The 24,325-nt window shown below is 67.7% G+C and carries 5 protein-coding genes and 1 pseudogene; 5 read left to right on the top strand and 1 reads right to left on the bottom strand.

Annotated elements, in window-relative coordinates; translation table 11 throughout:
• The first annotated feature begins 347 nt into the window (after nt 1-347).
• The 5 genes and pseudogenes from pks2 (JX552_RS13315) (at nt 348) to JX552_RS13295 (ending at nt 23,533) form a co-directional block, all read left to right on the top strand.
• The gene (gene pks2 / locus JX552_RS13315; RefSeq protein WP_205877832.1) at nt 348-6,641 is read left to right on the top strand and encodes a sulfolipid-1 biosynthesis phthioceranic/hydroxyphthioceranic acid synthase; all 6,294 of its coding nucleotides are present in this window, start codon (nt 348-350) and stop codon (nt 6,639-6,641) included.
• Between the two features lie 733 nt (nt 6,642-7,374).
• Nucleotides 7,375-13,583: pseudogene (pks2, locus tag JX552_RS13310) on the top strand (sulfolipid-1 biosynthesis phthioceranic/hydroxyphthioceranic acid synthase).
• A gap of 55 nt (nt 13,584-13,638) precedes the next feature.
• On the top strand, nt 13,639-15,084 hold the full coding sequence (locus JX552_RS13305; protein WP_205877831.1) for a condensation domain-containing protein: 1,446 nt from the start codon (nt 13,639-13,641) through the stop codon (nt 15,082-15,084).
• Between the two features lie 887 nt (nt 15,085-15,971).
• On the top strand, nt 15,972-22,286 hold the full coding sequence (gene pks2, locus JX552_RS13300; protein WP_277396070.1) for a sulfolipid-1 biosynthesis phthioceranic/hydroxyphthioceranic acid synthase: 6,315 nt from the start codon (nt 15,972-15,974) through the stop codon (nt 22,284-22,286).
• Nucleotides 22,283-23,533 carry a glycosyltransferase gene (locus JX552_RS13295; protein WP_205877829.1) on the top strand — a complete coding sequence of 417 codons (1,251 nt, stop codon included), beginning with the start codon at nt 22,283-22,285 and terminating at the stop codon, nt 23,531-23,533. The genes pks2 (JX552_RS13300) and JX552_RS13295 overlap by 4 nt, the downstream gene beginning before the upstream one ends.
• Here JX552_RS13295 and JX552_RS13290 read toward each other — a convergent pair.
• Entirely contained in the window at nt 23,530-24,300 is a 771-nt protein-coding gene (locus JX552_RS13290) for a glycosyltransferase family protein (protein ID WP_205877828.1), read from the bottom strand. The two genes, JX552_RS13295 and JX552_RS13290, sit on opposite strands and share 4 nt — an antisense overlap.
• Nucleotides 24,301-24,325 lie beyond the last annotated feature (25 nt).

The raw sequence follows: 24,325 nt of genomic DNA, 5'->3' as shown, positions 1-24,325 counted from the left end.
CCGCTCGACCACACGACGCCGGGCGCCTGCCGGACGACCGTCCCACTTTTCGGTTCGAGCGTCATACGCTGGCACTTTGCCGCCGAACGCGAAGAATAACCGGCGGCTCGCACGCGGTGTGATCGCCGTCACCTTGATCGAAATTTTTTGTACGTTCGCACGATTTTTCTACATGCGACGGAGCGACCCGATACGCTTCTGATCGCGCCTGACTATGACGTGGGCGCCGAAGTGTGGGGGTCGGCGAATGCGTCCGCTGCTGCGGGGTTGGGGCAGCAGGGCACGAAGTTCGACACGAACTTGCCGAAGATGGCTTGAAGCGCGGGCTAAGGAGATGACGTACGACCGTGGAAAAAGCACGCGTGACGCCGGTTGCGGTCATTGGTCTGGCGTGCCGGCTGCCGGGGGGTATCAACTCGCCCGAACAGCTGTGGCAGGCGTTGCTGCGGGGTGAAGACTTCGTTACCGAGGTGCCACCGGAGCGCTGGGATATCGACGAATACTACGACCCCGAACCCGGCGTGCCGGGGCGATCCCACTGCAAGTGGGGCGCGTTCATGGACAACATCGGCGACTTCGACCCGGAATTCTTCGGCATCTCGGAACGCGAAGCCGTCGCCATGGATCCCCAGCACCGTCTGTTGCTGGAGACCTCCTGGGAGGCGATGGAGTACGCCGGCCTCACCCCCGCTCAGATGACCGACTCGCTGACCGGGGTGTTCATCGGCTTCACCCACGCCGACTACCAGTTCGTGCAGGCCGAGACGGGCACCCTGGAAGGCCCCTACGGCAATACCGGCACCAACTCCTGCATGGCGTCCGGTCGCATCTCCTACGCCCTGGGACTGCGCGGTCCCGCGGTCACGGTGGACACCGCGTGTTCGTCGGGATTGTTTGCCGCACACCTGGCCGCCCGCAGCCTGAGCGAGGGTGAGAGCGACCTGGCCTTCGCCGGCGGCGTCTACGCGATGCTCGAACCGCGGCGCTTCGCCTCGGGTTCGGCCAACGGCATGCTGTCACGCTCCGGTCGCTGCCACGCATTCGACGTCGAGGCCGACGGGTTCGTCTCCGGCGAGGGCGCGGTCGTGCTGCTGCTCAAACGGCTAGCGGACGCGCAGCGGGACGGTGACCGGGTCCTGGCCGTCATCAGGGGGACGGCGGCCAACCAGGACGGTCACACGGTCAACATCGTGACCCCCTCGGCGGACGCCCAGGAGGCGGTCTACCGGGCGGCATTGGCGGCGGGTGGCGTCGACCCCGCCACCGTCGGCATGGTCGAGGCCCACGGCCCCGGCACCCCGGTCGGCGATCCTCTCGAATACGCGAGTCTGGCCGCGGTCTACGGGATCGACGGCCCCTGCGCCGTCGGGTCGGTGAAGACGAACTTCGGCCACACCCAGTCCACCGCCGGCGCACTGGGGTTGCTGAAAGCAATTCTGGCCGTGCAGCACGGCGTGATACCGCAGAACCTGCACTTCCACACCATGCCCGACAAAATGGCCGAGATCGAGACCAATCTTTTTGTGCCGCAAGAGGTTACGCCGTGGCCGGGCACTGACGCCGACCAGCCTCGGCGGGCGGCGGTGTCGTCGTACGGCATGTCGGGCACCAACGTGCACGCCATCGTGGAGCAAGCGCCCGCACCGGCCGGCCAGACGGTGTTGCCCGACGGCAGCACCGGCCTGGAAGGCGCCCTGGTATTCCCCTTTTCGGCGAGCTCGGAGGAGGCGCTACGCGAAACCGCGGGCCGGCTTGCCGACTGGATCGACGCGCGAGAGGATGTCGCGCTGTCGGATCTGGCGTACACGCTGGCGCGCCGCCGTGGGCATCGCTCCGTGCGCACCGCCGTGCTCGCCGGCAGTGCCGGCGAGCTGCGCGACGCGTTGCGCGAAATCGCCACTGGTGAGCTCCCCCATCCGCCGGCCGTGAGCCAGGACGACCGCGGTCCGGTGTGGGTGTTCTCCGGGCAGGGATCGCAGTGGGCCGAGATGGGCAAGGACCTGCTGGCCACCGAGCCGGTGTTCGCGGCCACCATCGCCGAGATCGAACCGCTGATCGCCGAAGAATCCGGCTTCTCGGTCACCGAGGCCATGACCGCCCCGGACAAGGTCACCGGCATCGACCGCGTCCAGCCCACCCTGTTCGCCATGCAGGTCGCTTTGGCCGCGACCATGAAGCACTACGGCGTCACCCCCGGCGCGGTGATCGGCCACTCCCTGGGCGAGTCCGCGGCCTCCGTCGTCGCCGGCGCACTGTCGCTGGAAGACGGAGTCAAGGTGATCTGCCGGCGCTCCAAGCTGATGACCCGCATCTCCGGAGCCGGCGCCATGGCCTCGGTGGAACTGCCCGCCCAACAAGTGTTTTCAGAATTGCTGGGCAGCGGCATCACCGATGTGACCGTCGCGGTGGTCGCCTCGCCGCAGTCCACCGTGATCGGCGGGGCCACCGACGCGGTGCGCGAGTTGATCGCGGCGTGGGAAGCACGCGACGTGATGGCCCGCGAGGTGGCCGTCGACGTGGCCTCGCACTCCCCCCAGGTCGACCCGATCCTCGACGACCTCACCGAGGCGCTCGAAGAGATCAGCGGTCAGGAGTTCGAGGTCCCCTACTACTCGTCGACTTCATTCGACCCGCGCGAAGAGCCCTACTTCGACGCCTACTACTGGGCGGACAACCTGCGCCACACCGTGCGCTTCGCCGCCGCGGTCCAGGCCGCCCTCGAAGACGGCTTCCGCGTCTTCACCGAACTGTCCCCGCACCCGCTGCTCACCCACGCCGTCGACCAGACCGCCCGCGGGTTGGACATGTCGGCCGCAGCCCTGGCCGCCATGCGCCGCGAACAGCCGCTGCCACACGGCCTGCGCGGCCTGATCGGTGACCTCTACGCCGCGGGGGCCGCGGTGGACTTCTCGGTCCTCTACCCGGGTGGCAACCTGCTGCAGACGCCGCTGCCGGCGTGGACCCATCGTCGACTGTTGCTCGAAGAGAGCACCGATCGGCTCGCCCACGCCAATACCGTGGCGGTACACCCGTTGCTGGGCGCGCACGTACGCCTGCCCGAGGAGCCGGAACGGCATGTCTGGCAGGGCGATGTCGGCACCGAGGCGCAGCCCTGGTTGGGCGACCACCAGATCCACCGGGCCGCTGCGCTACCCGGTGCGGCCTACTGCGAGATGGCACTGGCCGCCGCACGCACCGTGCTCGGCGAGAACGCCGAAGTCCGCGACATCAAGTTCGAACGGCTGCTGTTGCTCGACGCGGTGAGTCCGGTCGGGGCCACCGCGACGGTCGAGGCGCCCGGCGTCGTCCCGTTCGTGGTGGAGACCAACGAGGCGGGCGAACGCGCCCGGCGTGCCTCGGCAATGCTGCATGCCCGGCCCGACGCCGACAACGACGCAGACGCGCCCGCGACCCACGACATCGAAGCGCTGCTCGCCTCGCATACGAACCCTGCCGACGGCGACGACCTGCGCCACGAGTTCGACAGTCGCGGAATCCAGTACGGCCCGGCCTTCAGTGGTCTGACCGCGGCGCACATCACCGACGAAGCCGGCGACACGGTATTGGCCGAAGTCGCCGTGCCCAGTTCGATTCGCGCGCAGCAGAGCGCCTACGGGGTGCATCCAGCACTGCTGGACGCCTGCTTCCAATCGGTGTCCGCGCACCCCAGTGTCACCAACGCCGGAGGCGGCGGGCTGCTGTTGCCGCTGGGGGTTCGCCGGCTGCGCGCTCACGGTCCGGCTCGGCACGCCCGGTACTGCCTGACGACAGTGACCCCCGATGGCACCGGGCTGAACGCCGACATCGACGTCCTCGACGAGCACGGCACCGTGTTGTTGGAGGTACGCGGCCTGCAGATGGGCACCGGCGCCTCGGCGACCAGCGAGCGCGACCGGGTGCTGGCCGAGCGGCTGCTGACCATCGAATGGCAGCAACGCGAGCTGCCCGAGAAGACCGTGACCGAACCCGGCAACTGGCTGCTGATCAGCACCGCCGACGCCACCGACATGATGGCGACTCAGCTGACCGACGCCCTGAAGATGCACGACGCCGACAGCGCGACGGTCTCCTGGTTGCTGCACGACGACCACGAGGCCCAGGCCGGGTTGCTGCGCGATCAGCTCGGTGCCAACGCGTTCAACGGCGTCGTCGTGCTCACCGCACCCGGAAACTCCGAGGCCGGCAGCGTTGTCGAGCGGGGCCGAGAGTACGTCGAGCACATCGTGCGCATCGCGCGTGAACTGCCCGATATCGAGGGCCAGACCGCGCGTCTGTACGTCATGACCCGTGCCGCCCAGACGGTGCTTGCCGAGGACTGCGCCAACCTGGAACAAGGCGGCCTGCGTGGCTTGCTGCGGGTGATCAGTGCCGAACACCCCCACCTCAAGGTCACCTATATCGACGTCGACGAACACACCGGCGCCGAGCAAGTGACGCGTCAGCTGCTGCTCGGCGAGTCCGAGGAAGACGAGACGGCCTGGCGCAATGACGAGTGGTACACCGCGCGCCTCAGCCCGACTCCGCTGGGCCCCGACGAGCGCCAGACCACCGTGGTGGAGCACGAGCACCAGGGCATGCGCCTGCAGATCCGCACCCCCGGCGACCTGCAGACGCTCGAGTTCGCCGCGTTCCAACGGGTCGCACCCGGTCCCGGCGAGGTCGAGGTCGCGGTCGGGGCGTCCAGCATCAACTTCGCCGATGTCCTGGTCACCTTCGGCCGCTACCAGACAGCCGACGGACAGCAGCCTCAGTTGGGTACCGACTTCGCCGGGGTAGTGACCGCGGTGGGACCCGACGTCACCGACCTGAAAGTCGGGGACCGTGTCGGGGGCCTGTCCGCAAGCGGCTGCTGGGCCACCTTCGCCACCTGCGACGCACGTCTGGCCACCCCCATTCCCGACAGCCTGACCGACGCCCAGGCGGCCGCGATCACCACGGCCTCGGCCACCGCCTGGTACGGCCTGCAGGACCTGGCCCGGATCCGCTCCGGCGACAAAGTCCTCATCCACTCCGCGACGGGTGGGGTGGGCCAGGCCGCGATCGCGATCGCGCGTGCCGTCGGTGCCGAGATTTACGCCACCGCGGGTAGCGAGCAGCGTCGAGAACTGCTGCGCGCCATGGGCATTGAGCATGTGTACGACTCGCGCAGCGTCGAGTTCGCCGAACAGATCCGCCGCGACACCGACGGCTACGGGGTGGACATCGTCCTGAACTCGGTATTCGGCGCCGCCCAACTGGCGGGGATCAAGCTGCTGGCACGGGGTGGACAGTTCGTCGAGATCGGCAAGCGCGATATCTACGGCGACACCAAGCTCGGCCTGTTCCCGTTCCGGCAAAACCTGTCGTTCCACGGCCTGGACCTGGGATTGCTGTCGGCCACCGACCCCACGGCGGTCCGTGAGCTGTTGAGCACGGTCTACCGCGCGACCGCCGACGGCACGCTGCCGATTCCCGAGAGCACCAGCTACCCACTGGCCGACGCCGCCACCGCGATCCGGGTGATGGGCGCGGCCGAGCACACCGGCAAGCTGATCCTCGACGTACCGCACGCGGGTCGCAGCAGCGTGGTACTGCCACCCGATCAATCGCAGGTCTTCCGCAGTGACGGCGCCTACATCATCACCGGTGGCCTGGGTGGCCTGGGCCTGTACCTGGCCGAGAAGATGGCTGACGCCGGCGCCGGGCGCATCGTGCTCAGCTCCCGCTCGGCACCCGGCGAAAAGACTCTGGAAACAATCGAATTGATCCGATCGATCGGGTCGGACGTCGTGGTGGAGTGTGGTGACATCGCCGAAGCCGGCACCGCGCAGCGGCTGGTGTCCGCGGCCACCGCCACCGGCCTGCCGCTGCGCGGGGTCCTGCACGCGGCCGCGGTCGTGGAGGACGCCACCCTGCCCAACATCACCGAGGAGCTCATCCAGCGTGACTGGGCGCCCAAAGTGCACGGCGCCTGGTATCTGCACGAAGCGACCGCAAGCCGGCAGCTGGACTGGTTCTGCTCCTTCTCCTCGGCGGCGGCGCTGGTGGGGTCGCCAGGGCAGGGTGCCTACGCCGCGGCCAACAGCTGGCTGGACGCCTTCACCCACTGGCGGCGCGCCCAGGGGCTACCGGCCACCTCGATCGCCTGGGGCGCCTGGGAGGAGATCGGTCGCGCAACGACGTTCGCCGAGCAGTCGGGCGAAGGCGAGGCGATCGCCCCCGACGACGGCGCGTACGCGTTCGAAGCGCTGCTGCGGCACAACCGGGCCTACACCGGCTACGCCCCGGTGATCGGCTCGGCCTGGCTGACCGCCTTCGCCCAGCGCAGCCCCTTCGCCGAGTTGTTCAAATCCGCCAAGGGCCGGTCCGGCACCAACAAACTCGTGTCCAAGCTCATGGAGTTGCCCGTCGAGGAGTGGCCCGGCCAACTGCGGCGGGTGATATCCGAGGGGGTGAGCCTGATCCTGCGACGTGCCATCGACCCGGACTGGGCGCTGTCGGAGTACGGACTCGATTCGCTGGGCAATCTCGAGCTGCGGACGCATATCGAGACGGAAACCGGCATACGGCTGACGTCCAATGAGATCACCACGGTGCGCGATCTGGCCGATCGGATCTGCGAAAGGCTCGCCGCGACCCAGGATGCCGCCACGCCCGCCTGATCGTCAGCGAAGAACCCCGCTTGCCGGTCTGCGCTGCCGCCCTCCGGCAGACCGGGAAACCCGGGGCCCCGCGCCCGCTCCGGTTTTCACGTCGGTTGAGTCGTGCGGTTGCCCCGCGTCGTACGGGGTACTGCGCTCCTCTCCCACGTTGGCTGACCGATTAATGGCCACGTAGACCAGGCTTCGCGCGACAAGCAGAAACGCCCATCGACACCCGTCGCAAGGCACTCCCGCAACAAGTACGTTCGGCGGCCAGCTACCTAAATCGATTCACGCCACATCGGCCGTTCACCATCACGGGGCAAGGAAAGGCGTCGTTGACCGGGCGCCGGCGGGCAGCCGCCGAAAAATGCCTCACACTGCTACCACAACGCCATAAGCTGCGGATTTGTCTTGAAACGAAAAAGTGATCGCAGAATGAGAGCCGATGTGATTGCTGTCACCTTGGCGAATTATTTTTGTACGTTCGCACGATTTTTCTACATGCGACGAACCAACCGGTTACGCTTCTGAACGCGCCTAACTATGACGTTGGCGCCGAAAAATGGGGGTCGGTGTATGCGTCCGTCGCTGCGGCTGGGGCAGCGCGGACCGAAGTTCGACGGAACTTGCCGAAGAGGGTTCGAAGCGCGGGCTAAGGAGATGACGTACGACCGTGGAGAAGACACGCGTACCGGTTGCGGTCATTGGTCTGGCGTGCCGGTTGCCGGGGGGCATCAACTCACCTGAACAGCTGTGGCAGGCGTTGCTGCGGGCGAGGACTTCGTCACCGAGGTGCCGCTGGACCGCTGGGACGTCGAAGAGTATTACGACCCCGAGCCTGGCGTGCCCGGCCGCTCCCACTGCAAGTGGGGCGCCTTCGTGGAAAACATCGGCGACTTCGACCCCGAGTTCTTCGCTATTGCGGAGAAAGAAGCCGTGGCGATGGACCCCCAGCACCGCATGCTGCTGGAAACGTCGTGGGAAGCCATGGAACACGCCGGCCTCACCCCGGCGCAGCTGGCCAACACGCCCACCGGGGTGTTCATCGGCCTCAATCACGGCGACTACCAGTTCGTGCAGGCCGAGACGGGCACCCTGGAGGGCCCCTACGGCAACACCGGCACCAACTCCTGCATGGCGTCCGGCCGGGTCTCCTACGCCCTGAGCCTGCGCGGGCCGTCGGTCACCGTCGACACCGCATGCTCGTCCGGTTTGTTTGCCGCGCACCTGGCTTTCCGCAGCATTCAGGACGGCGAGAGCGACCTGGCTTTCACCGGCGGCGTGTACGCGATGCTCGAGCCGCGGCGCTTCGCCTCGGGTTCGGCCAACGGCATGCTGTCGCGCTCCGGTCGCTGCCACGCGTTCGACGTCGAGGCCGACGGGTTCGTCTCCGGTGAGGGCGCGGTCGTGCTGCTGCTCAAGCGCCTCGACCATGCCCAGCGCGACGGTGACCGGATCCTGGCCGTCATCAAGGGGACCGCGGCCAACCAGGACGGTCACACCGTCAACATCGTCACGCCGTCCGTCGACGCCCAGGAGGCGGTGTACCGCACCGCGCTGGACGCCGCCGACGTCGACCCCGCCACCGTCGGCATGGTCGAAGCGCACGGCACGGGCACGCCGGTCGGTGACCCGGTCGAGTTCGAGAGTCTGGCCGCGGTTTACGGCAACGACGGACCTTGCGCCCTGGGGTCGGTGAAAACCAACTTCGGCCACACCCAGTCCACCGCCGGCGCGCTGGGGCTGATGAAGGCGGTGCTGGCCGTGCAGCACGGCGTGGTTCCGCAGAACCTGCACTTCAACACCATGCCGGAGAAGATCGCCGCGATTAAGAGCAATCTCTTTGTGCCGCAAGAGGTTACACCCTGGCCGAAGGACGACGAGGCGATGCCTCGGCGGGCGGCGGTGTCGTCGTACGGCATGTCGGGCACCAACGTGCACGCCATCGTGGAGCAAGCGCCCGCACCGGCCGGCCAGACCGTGTTGCCCGACGGCAGCACCGGCCTGGAAGGCACGCTGATCTTCCCGGTCTCGGCCAGCTCCGAGGAGGCGCTGCACAAGACCGCCGGCCAGCTCGCGGACTGGGTGGAGGCCCAGGACGACCTGGATACCTCGGACCTGGCCTACACGCTGGCCCGTCGCCGCAGTCACCGGCCGGTGCGCACCGCCGTGCTGGCGGGTACCGCGGCCGAGCTGCGCGACGCGTTGCGTGCGGTGGCCGACGGCGAGACACCGTACCCGCCCGCAGTCGGCCAGGACAAGCTGGGACCCGTCTGGGTGTTCTCCGGACAGGGATCGCAGTGGGCCGAGATGGGCAAGGACCTGCTGGCCACCGAGCCGGTGTTCGCGGCCACCATCGCCGAGATCGAACCGCTGATCGCCGAAGAATCCGGCTTCTCGGTCACCGAGGCCATGACCGCCCCGGACAAGGTCACCGGCATCGACCGCGTCCAGCCCACCCTGTTCGCCATGCAGGTCGCTTTGGCCGCGACCATGAAGCACTACGGCGTCACCCCCGGCGCGGTGATCGGCCACTCCCTGGGCGAGTCCGCGGCCTCCGTCGTCGCCGGCGCACTGTCGCTGGAAGACGGAGTCAAGGTGATCTGCCGGCGCTCCAAGCTGATGACCCGCATCTCCGGAGCCGGCGCCATGGCCTCGGTGGAACTGCCCGCCCAACAGGTCCTGTCCGAACTGATGGCCCGCGGCGTGAACGACGCTGTGGTCGCGGTGGTCGCCTCACCGCAGTCCACCGTGATCGGCGGAGCCACCCAGACCGTGCGGGAACTGGTCGCCGCCTGGGAAGCACGCGACGTGATGGCCCGCGAGGTGGCCGTCGACGTGGCCTCGCACTCCCCCCAGGTCGACCCGATCCTCGACGACCTCACCGAGGCGCTCGAAGACATCACCGCGCTGGAACCGCAGGTCCCCTACTACTCCGCGACCTCCTTCGACCCGCGCGAAGAGCCTTACTGCGACGCCTACTACTGGGCGGACAACCTGCGCCACACCGTGCGCTTCGCCGCCGCGGTCCAGGCCGCCCTCGAAGACGGCTTCCGCGTCTTCACCGAACTGTCCCCGCACCCGCTGCTCACCCACGCCGTCGACCAGACCGCCCGCGCGTTGGACATGTCGGCCGCAGCCCTGGCCGCCATGCGCCGCGAACAGCCGCTGCCACACGGCCTGCGCGGCCTGGTCGGTGACCTCTACGCCGCGGGGGCCGCGGTGGACTTCTCGGTCCTGTACCCCGGCGGGCGTCTGGTGGATGCCACGCTGCCGGCATGGGCGCACCGCCGGCTGATGCTGCTGGAAAGCACCGACCGCCTCGCGCACACCCACGCCGTCGCCGTGCATCCGCTGTTGGGCGCCCATGTCCGGCTGCCCGAGGAGCCGGAACGGCATGTCTGGCAGAGCGACATCGGAACCGAAACGCTGCCGTGGCTGGCCGACCACCAGATCCACGGCGCCGCGGCGCTGCCCGGTGCGGCCTACTGCGAGATGGCATTGACCGCCGCACGCACCGTCCTGGGCGATGCCGCGGAGATACGCGACGTCAAGTTCGAGCAGATGCTGCTGCTGGACGAGGAAACCTTTGTCGGCGCCACGGCAACCGTCGACGCGCCGGGCGTGGTCCCGTTCGTGGTGGAGACCACCCAGGGTGGCGAACGCAGCCGCCGGGCGTCGGCCGTCCTGCACGCCCTCGACGACGAGGAAGCCGCCGACCAGCCGCCTGCGCACGATGTCGACGCACTGCTGGCAGCCCACCAGACCCCGATCGAGGGTGACGAGCTTCGGCTGGAAGCCGATCTGCGCGGAATCCAGTTCGGACCCGCATTCGGTGGCCTGGCCATCGCCTACACCGCCGAGACCGAGGAAACGGTACTGGCCGAGGTCGGACTGCCCGGCTCGATCCGGTCTCAGCAAGGCGGCTACGGAATTCATCCCGCGCTGCTGGACGCGTGCTTCCAATCCGTGGCCGCCCATCCCGGCGTCCGCGATGTCGGTAACGGCGGGCTGTTACTGCCGTTGGGCGTCAGCCGGATTCGCTCGTACGGACCCGCACGCAATGCCCACTACTGCCTGACGACGGTGACCCCCGAAGGCACCGGAGTGACCGCCGATATCGACGTCCTCGACGAGCACGGCACCGTATTGCTGGCGGTACGCGGCCTGCAGATGGGCACCGGCGTCTCGGCGAGCAGCGAACTCGATCGCGTACTGAACGAACGGCTGCTGACTATCGAGTGGCAGCAGCACGAACTGCCCGAGAAGACCGTCATCGAACCGGGTAACTGGCTGCTGATCAGCACCGCCGACGCCACCGACATGGTAGCCACCCAGTTGACCGACGCCCTGAAGATGCATGACGCGCAGAGCACCACGCTGTCCTGGCCGCTGCGCGGTGACCACGACACCGCGGCCGAGCGGTTGCGCGCCCTTTTCGAATCCAGCAGCTTCTCAGGTTTAGTCGTGCTGACCGAGCGGCAAAGCGGTACCGATGAGGATTCGATCGTCCGCGGCCAGGAATACGTCAAGCTCGCCGTTCGCATCGCGCGCGAGCTGCCCGAATTGGTGGGCCAATCTCCCCGGCTGTACGTAGTGACCCGCAACGCCCAGACGGTACTGACCGACGACTGCCCGAACCTCGAACAGGGTGGGCTGCGTGGCCTGCTGCGGGTGATCGGCGCCGAGCACCCCCATCTGAAGGTCAGCTACATAGACCTGCCATACGAGCTTAGCGACCAGAGCACCGAGAATGTGGCACGGCAACTGCTGCTGGCCACCGACGAAGACGAAACCGCCTGGCGCGACGACCAGTGGTACACCGCACGGCTGTACCCGACCCCACTGCGGCCGGAGGAACGCCGCAACACCGTCGTCGACCACCGGGAAGGCGGCATGCGGCTGCAGGTCCGGGTTCCCGGTGACCTGCAGACGATGGAGTTCACCGCGTTCGACCGGGTGCCGCCGGGTCCCAACGAGATCGAGGTAGCTGTCAGCGCGGCGAGCATCAACTTCGCCGACGTGCTGGCGGCGTACGGCCGCTGCCCGACGTTCGACGGTGAGCAGCCACCGCTTGGCCTCGACTTTGCCGGAGTGGTGACCGCCGTCGGTGCCGAGGTGACCGATCACAAGGTCGGCGATCACGTGGGCGGTCTGTCCCCCGACGGCTGCTGGTCCACTTTCGTCACGTGTGACGCGGGTCTGGCCGCGACACTGCCGGCCGGGCTGACCGACGCCCAGGCGGCCGCGATCACCACGGCCTCGGCCACCGCCTGGTACGGCTTGCAGGACCTGGCCCGGATCCGCTCCGGCGACAAGGTGCTCATCCATTCCGGTACGGGCGGAGTTGGCCAGGCGGCGATCGCGATCGCGCGTGCCGCCGGCGCCGAGATCTTCGCCACCGCCGGGAGCGAACAGCGTCGACAGATCCTGCGTGACATGGGCATCGAGCACGTGTACGACTCCCGCAGCACCGAGTTCGCCGAGCAGATCCGCCGCGACACCGACGGGTACGGCGTCGACATCGTGCTGAACTCGGTTACCGGCGCGGCGCAGCTGGCCGGAATCCGGCTGCTGGCCATGGGCGGGCGGTTCGTCGAGATCGGCAAGCTGGACATCTACCAGGACACCAAGGTGGGCCTGTTCCCGTTCCGGCAGAACCTCGCGTTCTTCGGCGTCGACCTGGCCCTGATGTCGCGGACTCATCCCGCCCAGGTCCGCGGCCTGCTGAAAAAGGTTTACGAGCAGACCGCCGGCGGCGTGCTCCCGATGCCCGCAGCCACCCACTACCCGTTGGCCGAGGCCGCCGCCGCGGTCCGCATCATGGGCGCCGCCGAACACACCGGCAAGCTGATTCTCGACGTCCCGCACGCGGGTCGCAGTAGCGTCGTGCTGCCTCCAGAGCAGGCTCGAGTCTTCCGCGGCGACGGCTCGTACATCATCACCGGCGGTCTCGGCGGTCTCGGCCTGTTCCTGGCCGAGAAGATGGCCGCCGCGGGCGCCGGCCGCATCGTGCTCAGTTCACGCTCACAGCCCAGCCCGCAAGCGCTCGAGTTCATCGAGCTGGTCCGCTCTGTCGGAGCCGACGTCGTCGTGGAGTGTGGTGACATTGCCGAGCCCGGCACCGCGCAACGGCTGGTGTCCGCGGCCACCGCCACCGGTCTGCCGCTGCGCGGGGTTCTGCACGGCGCCGCCGTCGTCGAGGACGCCACCCTGCCCAACATCACCGAGGAACTCGTCGAGCGTGACTGGGCACCGAAGGTGCGCGGCGCGTGGTATCTGCACGAAGCGACCCGGGACCGCGAACTCGACTGGTTCTGCTCCTTCTCCTCCGCGGCAGCGATGGCCGGCTCGCCGGGTCAGGGCGCGTACGCCGCAGCCAACAGCTGGCTGGACGCCTTCACCCTGTGGCGGCGCGCCCAAGGGCTGCCGGCTGCCTCGATCGCGTGGGGCGCCTGGGCCGAGATCGGTCGCGGCACGGACTTCGCCGAAACCTCGGGCGACGCGATCGAGCCCGGGGAAGGTGCCTACGCATTCGAGGCACTGCTGCGGCATGACCGGGCCTACACCGGCTACGCCCCGGTGATCGGTTCGGCCTGGCTCACCGCATTCGCCCAGCGCACTCCGTTCGCCGAGGCATTCAAGTCCGCCGGCAAGGGGCGTTCGGGCGGCAGCAGGTTCCTCGCCGAACTGGCCGAATTGGAGCGCGACGAGTGGCCGGCGCGGTTGCGCCGGATGATCTCCGAGCAAGTCGGCCTGATTCTGCGGCGTGCCGTCGACGTAGACCGGCCGATTTCCGAGTTCGGCATGGACTCGCTGGGCAATCTGGAGCTGCGCACGCATATCGAATCAGAGGTCAAGATCCGCGTCACGACAACCGACATCACCACCGTCCGCGGCTTGGCAGATCACCTTTACGAGCAATTGACATCAAAAGGCGACGCAGCAACACCTGTATGAGGTAGAAAAGACCAAGCGCCGCTGCTTGGCAGTCGGCAGATATAGAGGAGGAAGCGTGATCATAGGCGGGGGATCAGCAGACGTCACTCTCGGCGTAGGAATCGTCTACGACTGGGAGCCCGGCCCGGGTTCGATCGTCACCTGGCAGCCGACACCGGCATCGCGCGCGAAAGCCGCAAAAGCGCCAGTAGTCGACGTGCCGCCTAGTTCCATGCAGGCCGGCCATTTGCGCGGCTATGTGGAATTCGGCGAGCGTGGCCTCGACTATTCGCGGCTGGTTATGGGCTCCTGGGAGATTCCGGGCAAGTGCGATATCCGGACCATGACGCACGTCATCAATGCCCACGCGCGCCGGCACGAAACGTACCGCAGCTGGTTCGAATACAATGGTCCGAAGGACATTGTCCGACACAAGATTCAAAACCCTCGCGACATCCAACTCGCCCCGGTTCAGCACGGCGAATTGACGCAAGCGGAGTGGCGTGAGCTCGTTGTGTCCACGCCGCCTCCGCTGGAATGGGACTGCTTCCGGTTCGGCTTGATTCAGCACGAGAACCACTGCTCGCTCTTCGCAATTGTCGACCACCTGCATTGCGACCCAGCCGTGGTTTCGTCGCTGTACGTCGAAATCCTGACCAACTATCGCGCGCTGCTCGAGGGCAAACCGCCACTTGTCATGCCCGAGCCCGGCAGTCACGACAACTTCTGCATCCGCGAGGCGAAGACCTCGGCTGAGATGACGCTGGACTCACCCGAGGTCCGCAAATGGATCGACTTCGCCGAGAACTGCGGCGGCGGTCTGCCGGAGTTCCCGTTGCCACTGGGTGAGCAGTCACACGCATGCGGTGGCGACATCATGATCGAGAAGCTGATGACCCCGCAGCAAACGGCCAAGTTCGAGGCCACTTGCATGGCGGCGAACGCCCGCTTCAGCGGCGGACTGTTCGGGTGCGTTGCGTTGGCACACTACGAACTGACCGGCCAGGAAACATACAACGGCATGACTCCGGTCGACAAGAGGAACTCTCCGGAGGAATACCTCTCGATGGGTTGGTTCACCGGCGCGGTGCCTTTCACGGTCGCCGTCGACCCGAATTCGTTCGAAGAAACCGCTCGCTCCACTCAGGCCTCGTTCGACGACAACATGGATATGGCGAACGTGCCTTACGAGCGTGTTCTCGAATTGGCGCCTTGGCTGAAGCGGAATTCGTCGCAGTTCTTCATGACGAACTACATGGACGCCGGCCTGCCGCCGCTTTCCGCGGTCGTTGCCACCGCCCTAAAGGGCGCAAATGCAACGGCCTACAACGACGGCCGGAATCCCGCGTATCTCTACTTCTCGGTGATCCGCCTTTTCGACGAGGTTTCCATTATGGTGAACTTCCCGAACAACCCGGTGGCCCGCGAATCGGTGACTCGCTACCTCGAGGTTCTCAAGTCCGTCTTCGCCCGGGCCTGCGAGGGTCAGTACGCAAAAGCCGCTGTTCAGCTGGCGCAATAATGTTCAGTGTTACGGGCCCCGCCATGCGAATGGCGGGGCCCGTAACACGAAAAGGGCCAATACATAACTTGCATTGAGCCCGAGAAAAGCGAATCGCACGCACAGAAATATAATTGCCGCGATCTTCTAGAGAACCGCCAGCAACGTCGAGCTGTCGCGCCGCGCCAGCGGCGGAGCTGCGGTACTGAGAACCGAAGTGTATGTCGGCCCCGCAGCGCGTGTGGGTGGTTTGGCAAAATCCGACGAAATTCGCCGGCAGCGGACACCCGAGATTGCCAACCCCCGCGCCGGGTCCGCCGGGTGCCGCAAGGGCCGTGCAACCGACCGGTAGCTACGTTTCCCGCGCCTCCCTTTTCCGCCTTCCTCCTTACGAACAGAAGTGCGGTCGCCGGGTTCACCGCCGCCGCGCCCATGCCTCGACGCCCGCCTCGACCACCGTCTCAGCACCGGGGGCAGGTCCCACATGAAGCCCGAGCGCCAACCCGAGCTACCGCCGCTGGGTCCGCCTCACAACACGCTCACCAGCACTTATTACCGAACACCCGGCGTTGTTACACCACACTGCCTGCCGCGGCGCGCTGCGCGGAGCGAGCCGCCGCGGGGAACGCTCCCGCCTCGGTGGCCCGGCACCGCAGCCATCCGCCGCGGAGGTGAAGATACGCACAATTCTTGTACGTCTGCACGATTTTTCCACATCCACCGAGCAAACCGGATACGCTGCTGATCACCTCACGAATGTGAGGATGGCTTCGGCGCGGGGGCAGGGCTTGATCGACCGGGTTGCCTCGCTCGCGCAGCGCAGCGGCACCCCTCAAAGCGAATCGAGATTCGAGCTGATCGCCGGGAAAAGCCGGGCCGAGGCCCGGTAGGACGCGGGGTATGGAGAGGTGAACGACGTGGACAGGACGGGTGTCACTCCGGTTGCCGTCATCGGCATGGCGTGCAGGCTGCCAGGAGGCATCGACTCCCCGGAACGGTTGTGGGAGGCGTTGCTACGCGGCGACGACTTCGTCACCGAGGTTCCCTCGCACCGTTGGGACGTCGAGGAGTTCTACGACCCGGAGCCGGGTGTGCCCGGCCGGACGGTGTGCAAGTGGGGCGCCTTCCTGGACGACGTGGCCGAGTTCGACCCTGAGTTCTTCGGCATCACCGAGCGCGAAGCCACCGAGATGGATCCTCAGCACCGCTTGTTGCTGCAGACGTCCTGGGAGGCCATGGAGCACGCCGGCCTCACCAAGGAGGCGCTGACCGCAGTCCAGACCGGTGTGTTCGTGGGTCTGATGCACGACGACTACCTGTTCATGCACGCCGATGCCGACACCCTGAGCGGCCCGTACGGCTACATGGGCAACAGCTTCGCAATGGGGTCTGGTCGCATCTCCTATGCCATGGGCCTGAGCGGTCCGGCCATGACGGTCGACACCGCGTGCTCGTCGGGGCTGTCGGCCATCCACCTCGCCTGCCAGAGCCTGCACGACGGCGAGAGCGACATCGCGCTGGCCGGCGGCGCCTCGGTGACGCTCGAGCCCCGCAAGGCCGCGTCAGGTTCTGCCATCGGGATGCTGTCGGCCACCGGACACTGCCACGCGTTCGACGTCAAGGCCGACGGCTTCGTGTCCGGCGAAGGTGCCGTCATGCTGATGCTCAAGCGCCTCGCCGACGCGCAGCGCGACGGCGACCGGGTCCTGGCGGTGATCCGCGGGACAGCCGCCAACCAGGACGGCCGCACCGTCAACATCGTCACGCCATCGCTGCCCGCGCAGGTCGCCGCCTACCGGGCGGCCCTGGCCGCCGGCGACGTCGACCCCACTACCGTCGGCATGGTCGAGGCACATGGCACCGGCACGCCGATCGGCGACCCCATCGAGTACGCCAGCCTGGCGGAGGTCTACGGCACCACCCGGCCGTGCGCCCTGGCGTCGGTGAAGACCAACTTCGGGCACACCCAGTCGGCCGCCGGCGCGCTAGGCATGATGAAGGCCGTGCTGGCCGTGCAGCACGGGGTGATCCCACAGAACCTGCATTTCACCCAGCTGCCGGAGAAGTTCGCCGAAATCGAGACCAATCTTTTTGTGCCACAAGACAATACACTGTGGCCCGGTGGCGATGAGGCAACGCCGCGGCGGGCAGCGGTGTCGTCCTACGGCTTCTCGGGCACCAATGTGCACGCCGTCATCGAGCAAGCACCGGCACACGCCCCCGTCAAGACCGTCGAACCGGACGGTGCCACCCCCCTGCAGGGCGCTTTGATCTTCCCGATCTCGGCAAGCTCGGAGAACGGCCTGCACCAGACGGCTACCCGCCTCGCCGACTGGGTTGCGGCCCAGCAGGACCTGGAGATCTCCGACCTGGCCTACACGCTGGCTCGCCGACGTTCCCCACGCTCGGTGCGCACCGCCGTCATCGCCGACAGCCGGACACAGCTGATCGAGGCGTTGCGCGAGGTCGCCAAGGGCGAGGTGCCCTACCCGCCGGCCACCGGCCAGGACGACAAGGGCCCGATCTGGGTGTTCTCCGGGCAGGGGTCGCAGTGGGCCGAGATGGGCAGAGACCTGTTGGCCACCGAGCCGGTGTTCGCGGCCAAGGTCGCCGAGATTGAGCCGCTGATCGCCGCGGAGTCGGGGTTCTCGGTCACCGAGGCGATGACCGCGCCGGAGAAGGTGACCGGCATCGACCGCGTCCAACCCACGTTGTTCGCCATGCAGGTGGCGCTCGCCGCGGCGATGAAGTCCTACGGCGCCAATCCCGGTGCGGTCATCGGCCACTCCCTGGGTGAGTCCGCGGCCTCCGTCGTCGCGGGCGCCCTGTCGCTGGAGGACGGCGTCAAGGTGATCTGCCGGCGCTCCAAGCTGATGACCCGCATTTCGGGCTCCGGCGCCATGGCATCGGTGGAACTGCCCGCTGAGGAAGTGATCACCCAGCTGGTGGCGCGCGGCGTCAGTGACGTCGTGGTGGCGGTGGTCGCCTCTCCGCAATCCACGGTGATCGGAGGCGACACCCAGTCCGTGCGTGACCTGGTCGCCGCCTGGGAAGAGCGCGGCGTGATGGCCCGCGAAGTGGCCGTCGACGTGGCCTCGCACTCCCCCCAGGTCGACCCGATCCTCGACGAACTCTACGAGGTGCTGGCAGACATCGAGCCGCTGGAGCCGGAGGTGCCCTACTACTCGGCGACCTCCTTCGACCCGCGCGAGGAGCCGTACTGCGACGCCGGCTACTGGGCGGACAACCTGCGCCACACCGTGCGCTTCGCCGCGGCGGTGCAAGCCGCGCTCGAGGACGACTTCCGGGTGTTCACCGAGCTGTCCCCACACCCGTTGCTGACGAACGCAGTCGACCAGACCGCGCGCAGCCTGGACAAGTCGGCCGCCGCCCTGGCGAGCATGCGCCGCGAGCAGCCACTGCCGCACGGCCTACGCGGGCTGCTGGGCGATTTGTATGCCGCGGGCGCCGCCCTCGACTGGGCTCTGCTCTATCCGGACGGACGGCTGCTGGATGCCCCGCTGCCCACCTGGAGTCAGCGGCAGCTGTTGCTGGCCACCAGCGGTCTGGATTCGGTGGCGCGCCGCAGCGCGCTGGTGCCCGCGCATCCCCTGATGGGCGTACATGTGCGGTTGCCGGAGGAGCCTGAACGCCACGTCTGGCAGGGCGAGGTCGGCACCGAGGCGCTGCCCTGGCTGTCGGATCACCAGATCCGCAACGCCGACGTGCTGCCCGGCGCCGCCTACTGCGAGATGGCGCTGGTGGCGGCGCGCTCCGTCCTGGGCGATGCTGCCGAGGTCCGCGACCTGCGCTTCGAACAGTCGCTGCCGCTGGACAAGCAGACACCGGTCGGCATCACCGCGACCTTCCAGGGACCCGACGTCGTCGACTTCACCGTGGAAAGCAACCGTGAAGGACGCTACGAACGGCAGGCCACCGCGGTCCTGCATGCGGCAGACCCGGCCGACCAGCCGCCCGCGCTCGACCTGAGCGAGCTGCTGGCGAACCACCCGCGCCCGGTGGACGGCGACGACATCCGCAAGTGGATGGACAAGCGTGGGCACCGGCTGGGACCGGCCTTCGCTGGTCTCGGCGGCGCGCACATCGCCGAGAACGCCGGCAACACCGTGCTGGCGGAGGTCTCGCTGCCGGGCCCGTTGCGCCCGCAGCAGGGCACCTACGGCCTGGTCCACCCGGCCCTGCTGGATGCCTGCTTCCAGGCTGTCGCCGCCCATCCCAGCGTGGGCAGCGCGCTCAACGGCGGCCTGCTGCTGCCACTGAGCATCCGTCGGCTGCGCGCCTTCGGTTCGGCACGGCACGCACGCTACTGCTACGCGACGGTAACCGCCTGTGGCGCCGGCGGCGTGGAGGCGGACCTGGATATCGTCGACGAGAACGGCACTGTTCTTATGACGGTCCGCGGGCTGCAACTGGGCACGGGCGCCTCACCGGATAGCGAACGCGACCGCGTCCTGGGTGAGCGGTTGCTGACCGTCGAATGGCAACCGCGCGAGCTGCCCGACACCACCGTCACCGAACCCGGCAACTGGCTGCTGGTCACCACCTCGGACGCCGCCGACCTGGCGGCCACGGCCCTGACGGACGCGCTGAAGGTGCACGACGCCCAGGCCACCACGCTGTTCTGGCCGTTCGCCGGCGATCACGCCGCGCATGCCGCGCAGCTGCGCACCCAGCTGGAGGAGGGCGCGTTCCACGGGGTGGTATTGCTCACCGCGCCGCAGCAGAACCCAGTCAACGAAGCCGGCGATCGTGGCGGTCAGTATGTCGAACATGTCGTGCGCATCGCCCGTGAATTGCCGGAGCTGCTGGGCTCGCCGCCACGGCTGTACGCGTTGACGCGCAACGCGCAGACCGTGTTGCCCGAGGACCAGCCCAACCTCGAGCAGGGCGGCCTACGTGGCCTGCTGCGGGTGATCAGCTCGGAGAACCCGCAGTTGCAGGTCAGCTACATCGATCTGCCAAACGACCTGGGTGACCACGGCGCCGACCAGGTGGCGCGCCAATTGTTGCTGGCCACGCCCGAGGACGAGACCGCGTGGCGCAACGACCAGTGGTACACCGCCCGGATGCTGCCCACTCCCCTGCAGCCCGAGGAGCGCCGGTCCACCGTCGTCGACCATGCCGATGCCGGTATGCGCCTGCAGATCCGCACTCCCGGCGACCTGGAGACCCTGGAGTTCGCCGCGTTCGACCGGGTTGCGCCCGGCCCGGGCGAGATCGAGGTCGCGGTCAACGCGTCCAGCGTCAACTTCGCCGACGTGCTGGCCACCTTCGGCCGCTACCAGACCTTCGACGGGCAGCTACCCGACTTGGGCCTCGATTTCGGCGGCGTGGTGACCGCCGTCGGATCCGACGTGACCGACCACCAGGTCGGCGACCACGTGGCCGGCCTGTCCACCAACGGTTGCTGGGCCACCTTCGTCACCTGCGACGCCCGCCTGGCCGCCAAGGTTCCGAACGGTCTCACCGACGCCCAGGCTGCCGCGGCGACCACCGCCTACGCCACCGCCTGGTACGGATTGGCGGATCTGGCCCGGATCCGGTCCGGCGACAAGGTGCTGATCCATTCGGCGACGGGTGGTGTGGGTCAGGCCGCCATCGCCATCGCGCGCGGGGCCGGGGCCCAGATCTTCGCCACGGCCGGTAGCCCCGAGCGCCGGGAGAAGCTGCACGCCATGGGAATCGAGCATGTCTACGACTCTCGCAGCACCGACTTCGCCGAGCAGATCCGCCGCGACACCGACGGATACGGGGTGGACATCGTGCTGAACTCGCTGACCGGCGCCGCTCAGCAGGCCGGGATCAAGCTGCTGGCGCTCGGCGGACGTTTCATCGAGATCGGCAAGCGTGACATCTACTCCAACACCCGGCTGGAATTGTTCCCGTTCCGGCAGAACCTGGCGTTCTACGGTGTCGACCTGGCCCTGATGGCCGAAAGCCACCCGGCGCAGGTCCAGCAGCTGTTGAGCAACGTCTATCGGCAGATCGCCGACGGCACGCTGCCGACGCCCGAGGTCACCCACTATCCGATGGCCGACGCGGCCACCGCGATCCGGGTGATGGGTGCGGCCGAGCACAGCGGAAAGTTGGTGCTCGATGTCCCGCACGTCGGGCGCAGCAGCGTGGTGATGCCGCCCGAGCAGGCGCCGGTCTTCCGCGGCGACGGTTCCTACATCATCACCGGCGGCCTCGGCGGTCTCGGCCTCTTCCTGGCCGAGAAGATGGCCAGCGCAGGCGCTGGTCGCATCGTGCTCACCTCGCGCTCCCAACCGAACCAGAAGGCCTTGGAGACAATCGAATTGGTCCGCTCGATCGGGTCCGACGTGGTGGTGGAGTGCGGCGACATCGCCGAGGCCGGCACCGCGGAGAGGCTGGTGGCCACCGCCACCGCGACGGGTCTGCCGCTGCGCGGGGTGCTGCATGCGGCCGCCGTGGTCGAAGACGCCACGTTGCCCAACATCACCGAGGAGCTCATCCGCCGCGACTGGGCGCCCAAGGTGCACGGCGCGTGGAATCTGCACGAGGCCCTGCAAGAGATCGAAGCGCAACAGCCGCTGGACTGGTTCTGCTCGTTCTCCTCGGCGGCCGCCTTAGTGGGTTCGCCCGGGCAGGGTGCGTATGCGGCGGCCAACAGTTGGCTGGACGCCTTCACCCACTGGCGCCGCGCGCAGGGCCTGCCGGCCACCTCGATCGCCTGGGGACCGTGGGGCGAGATCGGCCGCGCCACCTCGTTCGCCGAGGCGGCCGGTGACGCCATCGCACCCGAGGAGGGCGCCTATGCGTTCGAGGCGTTGCTGCGGCACAACCGTGCCTACACCGGCTACGCCCCCATCATCGGATCGCCGTGGCTGAACGCGTTCGCCCAGCACAGTCCCTTCGCGGAGGCGTTCAAGGCCACCGTGAAGCACGGCGGAAACAGCAAGTTCCTCAGCGAACTGGACAAGCTGCCGCAGGAGGAGTGGCCGGCGCGGTTGCGGCGCATGGTTTCCGAGCAGATCGGGCTGATCCTGCGCCGGACCATCGATGTCGACAAGATGCTGACCGAGTACGGCCTTGATTCGCTGAGCAGCCAGGAGCTGCGTACCCGCATCGAGTCCGAGACGGGCATCCGCATCACCGCCACCAACATCAACACCACGGTGCGAAGCCTGGCCGACCTGCTGTACGAAGAGCTGGCGGGCGAAGCGGTCGCGTCGGCGTGAAATTCGTACTGGCAGTCCACGGAACCCGCGGGGACGTCGAGCCCTGCGCCGCCGTCGGTATGGAGCTGCAACGGCGTGGCCACGAGGTCCGAATGGCGGTGCCGCCCAACCTGATCGGGTTCGTCGAAGCTGCGGGCCTGAGCGGCGTGGCCTACGGGCCCGACTCCGGGATCCAGATCAACCAGGTCGCGGCATTCGTGCGAAATCTCACCAAGGCGCAGAATCCGCTCAACCTGGCGCAGGCGGGCAAGGAACTGTTCGTCGAGGGCTGGGCTGAGATGGGCGCGACGCTCAAAGAGCTGGCCGAAGGCGCCGACCTGCTGATGACGGGCCAGACTTATCACGGCGTGGTCGCCAATGTCGCTGAGTTCCATGACATCCCGATGGCGGCGTTGCATCACTTCCCGATGCACGTCAACGGGCAGGTCGGCATCCCGTCGGTACCGCTGCCCAGCACCGTGGTTCGCACCGTCGCCAGGGCCTCCTGGCGGCTCTATTCGTATACGACCAGTGACGCCGACCGCATTCAGCGCCGCGTGTTGGGCCTGCCCCCCACCTCGACCCCGGCCCTGCAGCGGATCGTCAGTCGCGCCGCACCCGAGATCCAGGCCTACGACCCGGCGCTGTTTCCCGGGATCGAGCAGGAGTGGAAAGTGCAGCGCCCCTTCGTCGGGGCGTTGTCGATGCGGCTGCACACCGAGCCCAATCCCGAAGTCCAGCAATGGATCGCCGCAGGCACCGCACCGATCTACTTCGGTTTCGGCAGCACGCCGGTGCAATCACCGGCCGAGACCATCGAGATGATCTCCGATGTGTGCGCCGAGTTGGGCGAACGCGCCCTGATCTACTCCCCCAGTAACGGCCCCGCTCCCGCCGCTTCATCGGAGCATGTGAAACTTGTTGGCCTGGTGGACTACTCGGCGGTGCTGCCGCAGTGCCGGGCCGTCGTCCATCACGGCGGAGCCGGCACCACCGCCGCGGGCCTGCGCGCCGGGATGCCCACACTGATCCTGTGGGACGTCGCCGATCAACCGATCTGGGCGGCCGCGGTGCAACGCGTGAAGGTCGGTGCGGCGAAACGATTCGCGCACGTCACCCGCAAGTCGCTGCTGCGTGGGGTCCGGACGATTCTGGCGCCGGACTATGCCGCCCGCGCCCGCGAGATGTCAACGCAGATGAGCAATCCGGCCGACGCCGTGGCCACAGCCGCCGATCTGCTGGAAAAGGCGGTGCGCGTCAGCGCCTAGCAACTGGTGGTGCAGTTCAGCGGAAAAGACTTGTACCACTTGCGCCGGTGCGCGGCACCCATCTCGCGCAGGATGCCCATCGCGGCGGGCCACCCATGGGTACGGCTCAACCCGCGGATCATCGAAGCACTCGCACCGTACTGGTAGCGCCGGCCGCCGAAATGAGTGTTGGCCGTCTTACGCCCGAAGTGGTTGATGTACGCCATTTCAGTGGTGTACAAACCGAACCCGGCCTTGCGGGCCCGCAGCGCCAAGTCCAGGTCGAGCCCCCACCCGTACCGGCCGAACGTGGTCAAATCCATTCCACCGACGGCGTCCCAGCACTGCCGAGACATCACCAGGGCAGTGCCCTCGACCGCCGGCACCACGCGATACAGCGGTCGGGGAGTGTAATTTTCGGCGTCGGGCTTCTCATCGGCGACCGAGTAGGGAAATCCCAGATCGAACATCGGTCCCACGATTCCCACGTCGGCGGGCAGCCGCGGGTCGAGCAGCGCGTCGACGAATCCCTTGGAGATGCGGGTGTCGTTGTTCAGCGTCATCGCGTGGGAGTAGCCCTCGCAGAACGCAATTCGGAAACCCAGTTCGCTGCCGCCGGCCCAGCCCAGGTTCTCTCCGGGGGTGTTGACCCGTTCATTGCCGATCTTGGGATAGTCACCGCGGTTGTCGACGATCAGGTAGTCGGCGCCCTCCCGCTCCAAGTCGGCTACGAGTGCATGCGTGTACTCGTGCTGACCGAATACCGGCACCGTAATCAGTAGGGACACAGGCGAAGCCTACACCGAGAGCCCC

Origin of the sequence: Mycobacterium gordonae, from assembly GCF_017086405.1 — a bacterium.
Taxonomy (GTDB): domain Bacteria; phylum Actinomycetota; class Actinomycetes; order Mycobacteriales; family Mycobacteriaceae; genus Mycobacterium; species Mycobacterium gordonae_D.
The sequence above is the reverse complement of the archived record's forward strand: the minus strand, read 5'-3'. Positions and strand labels throughout refer to the sequence as shown.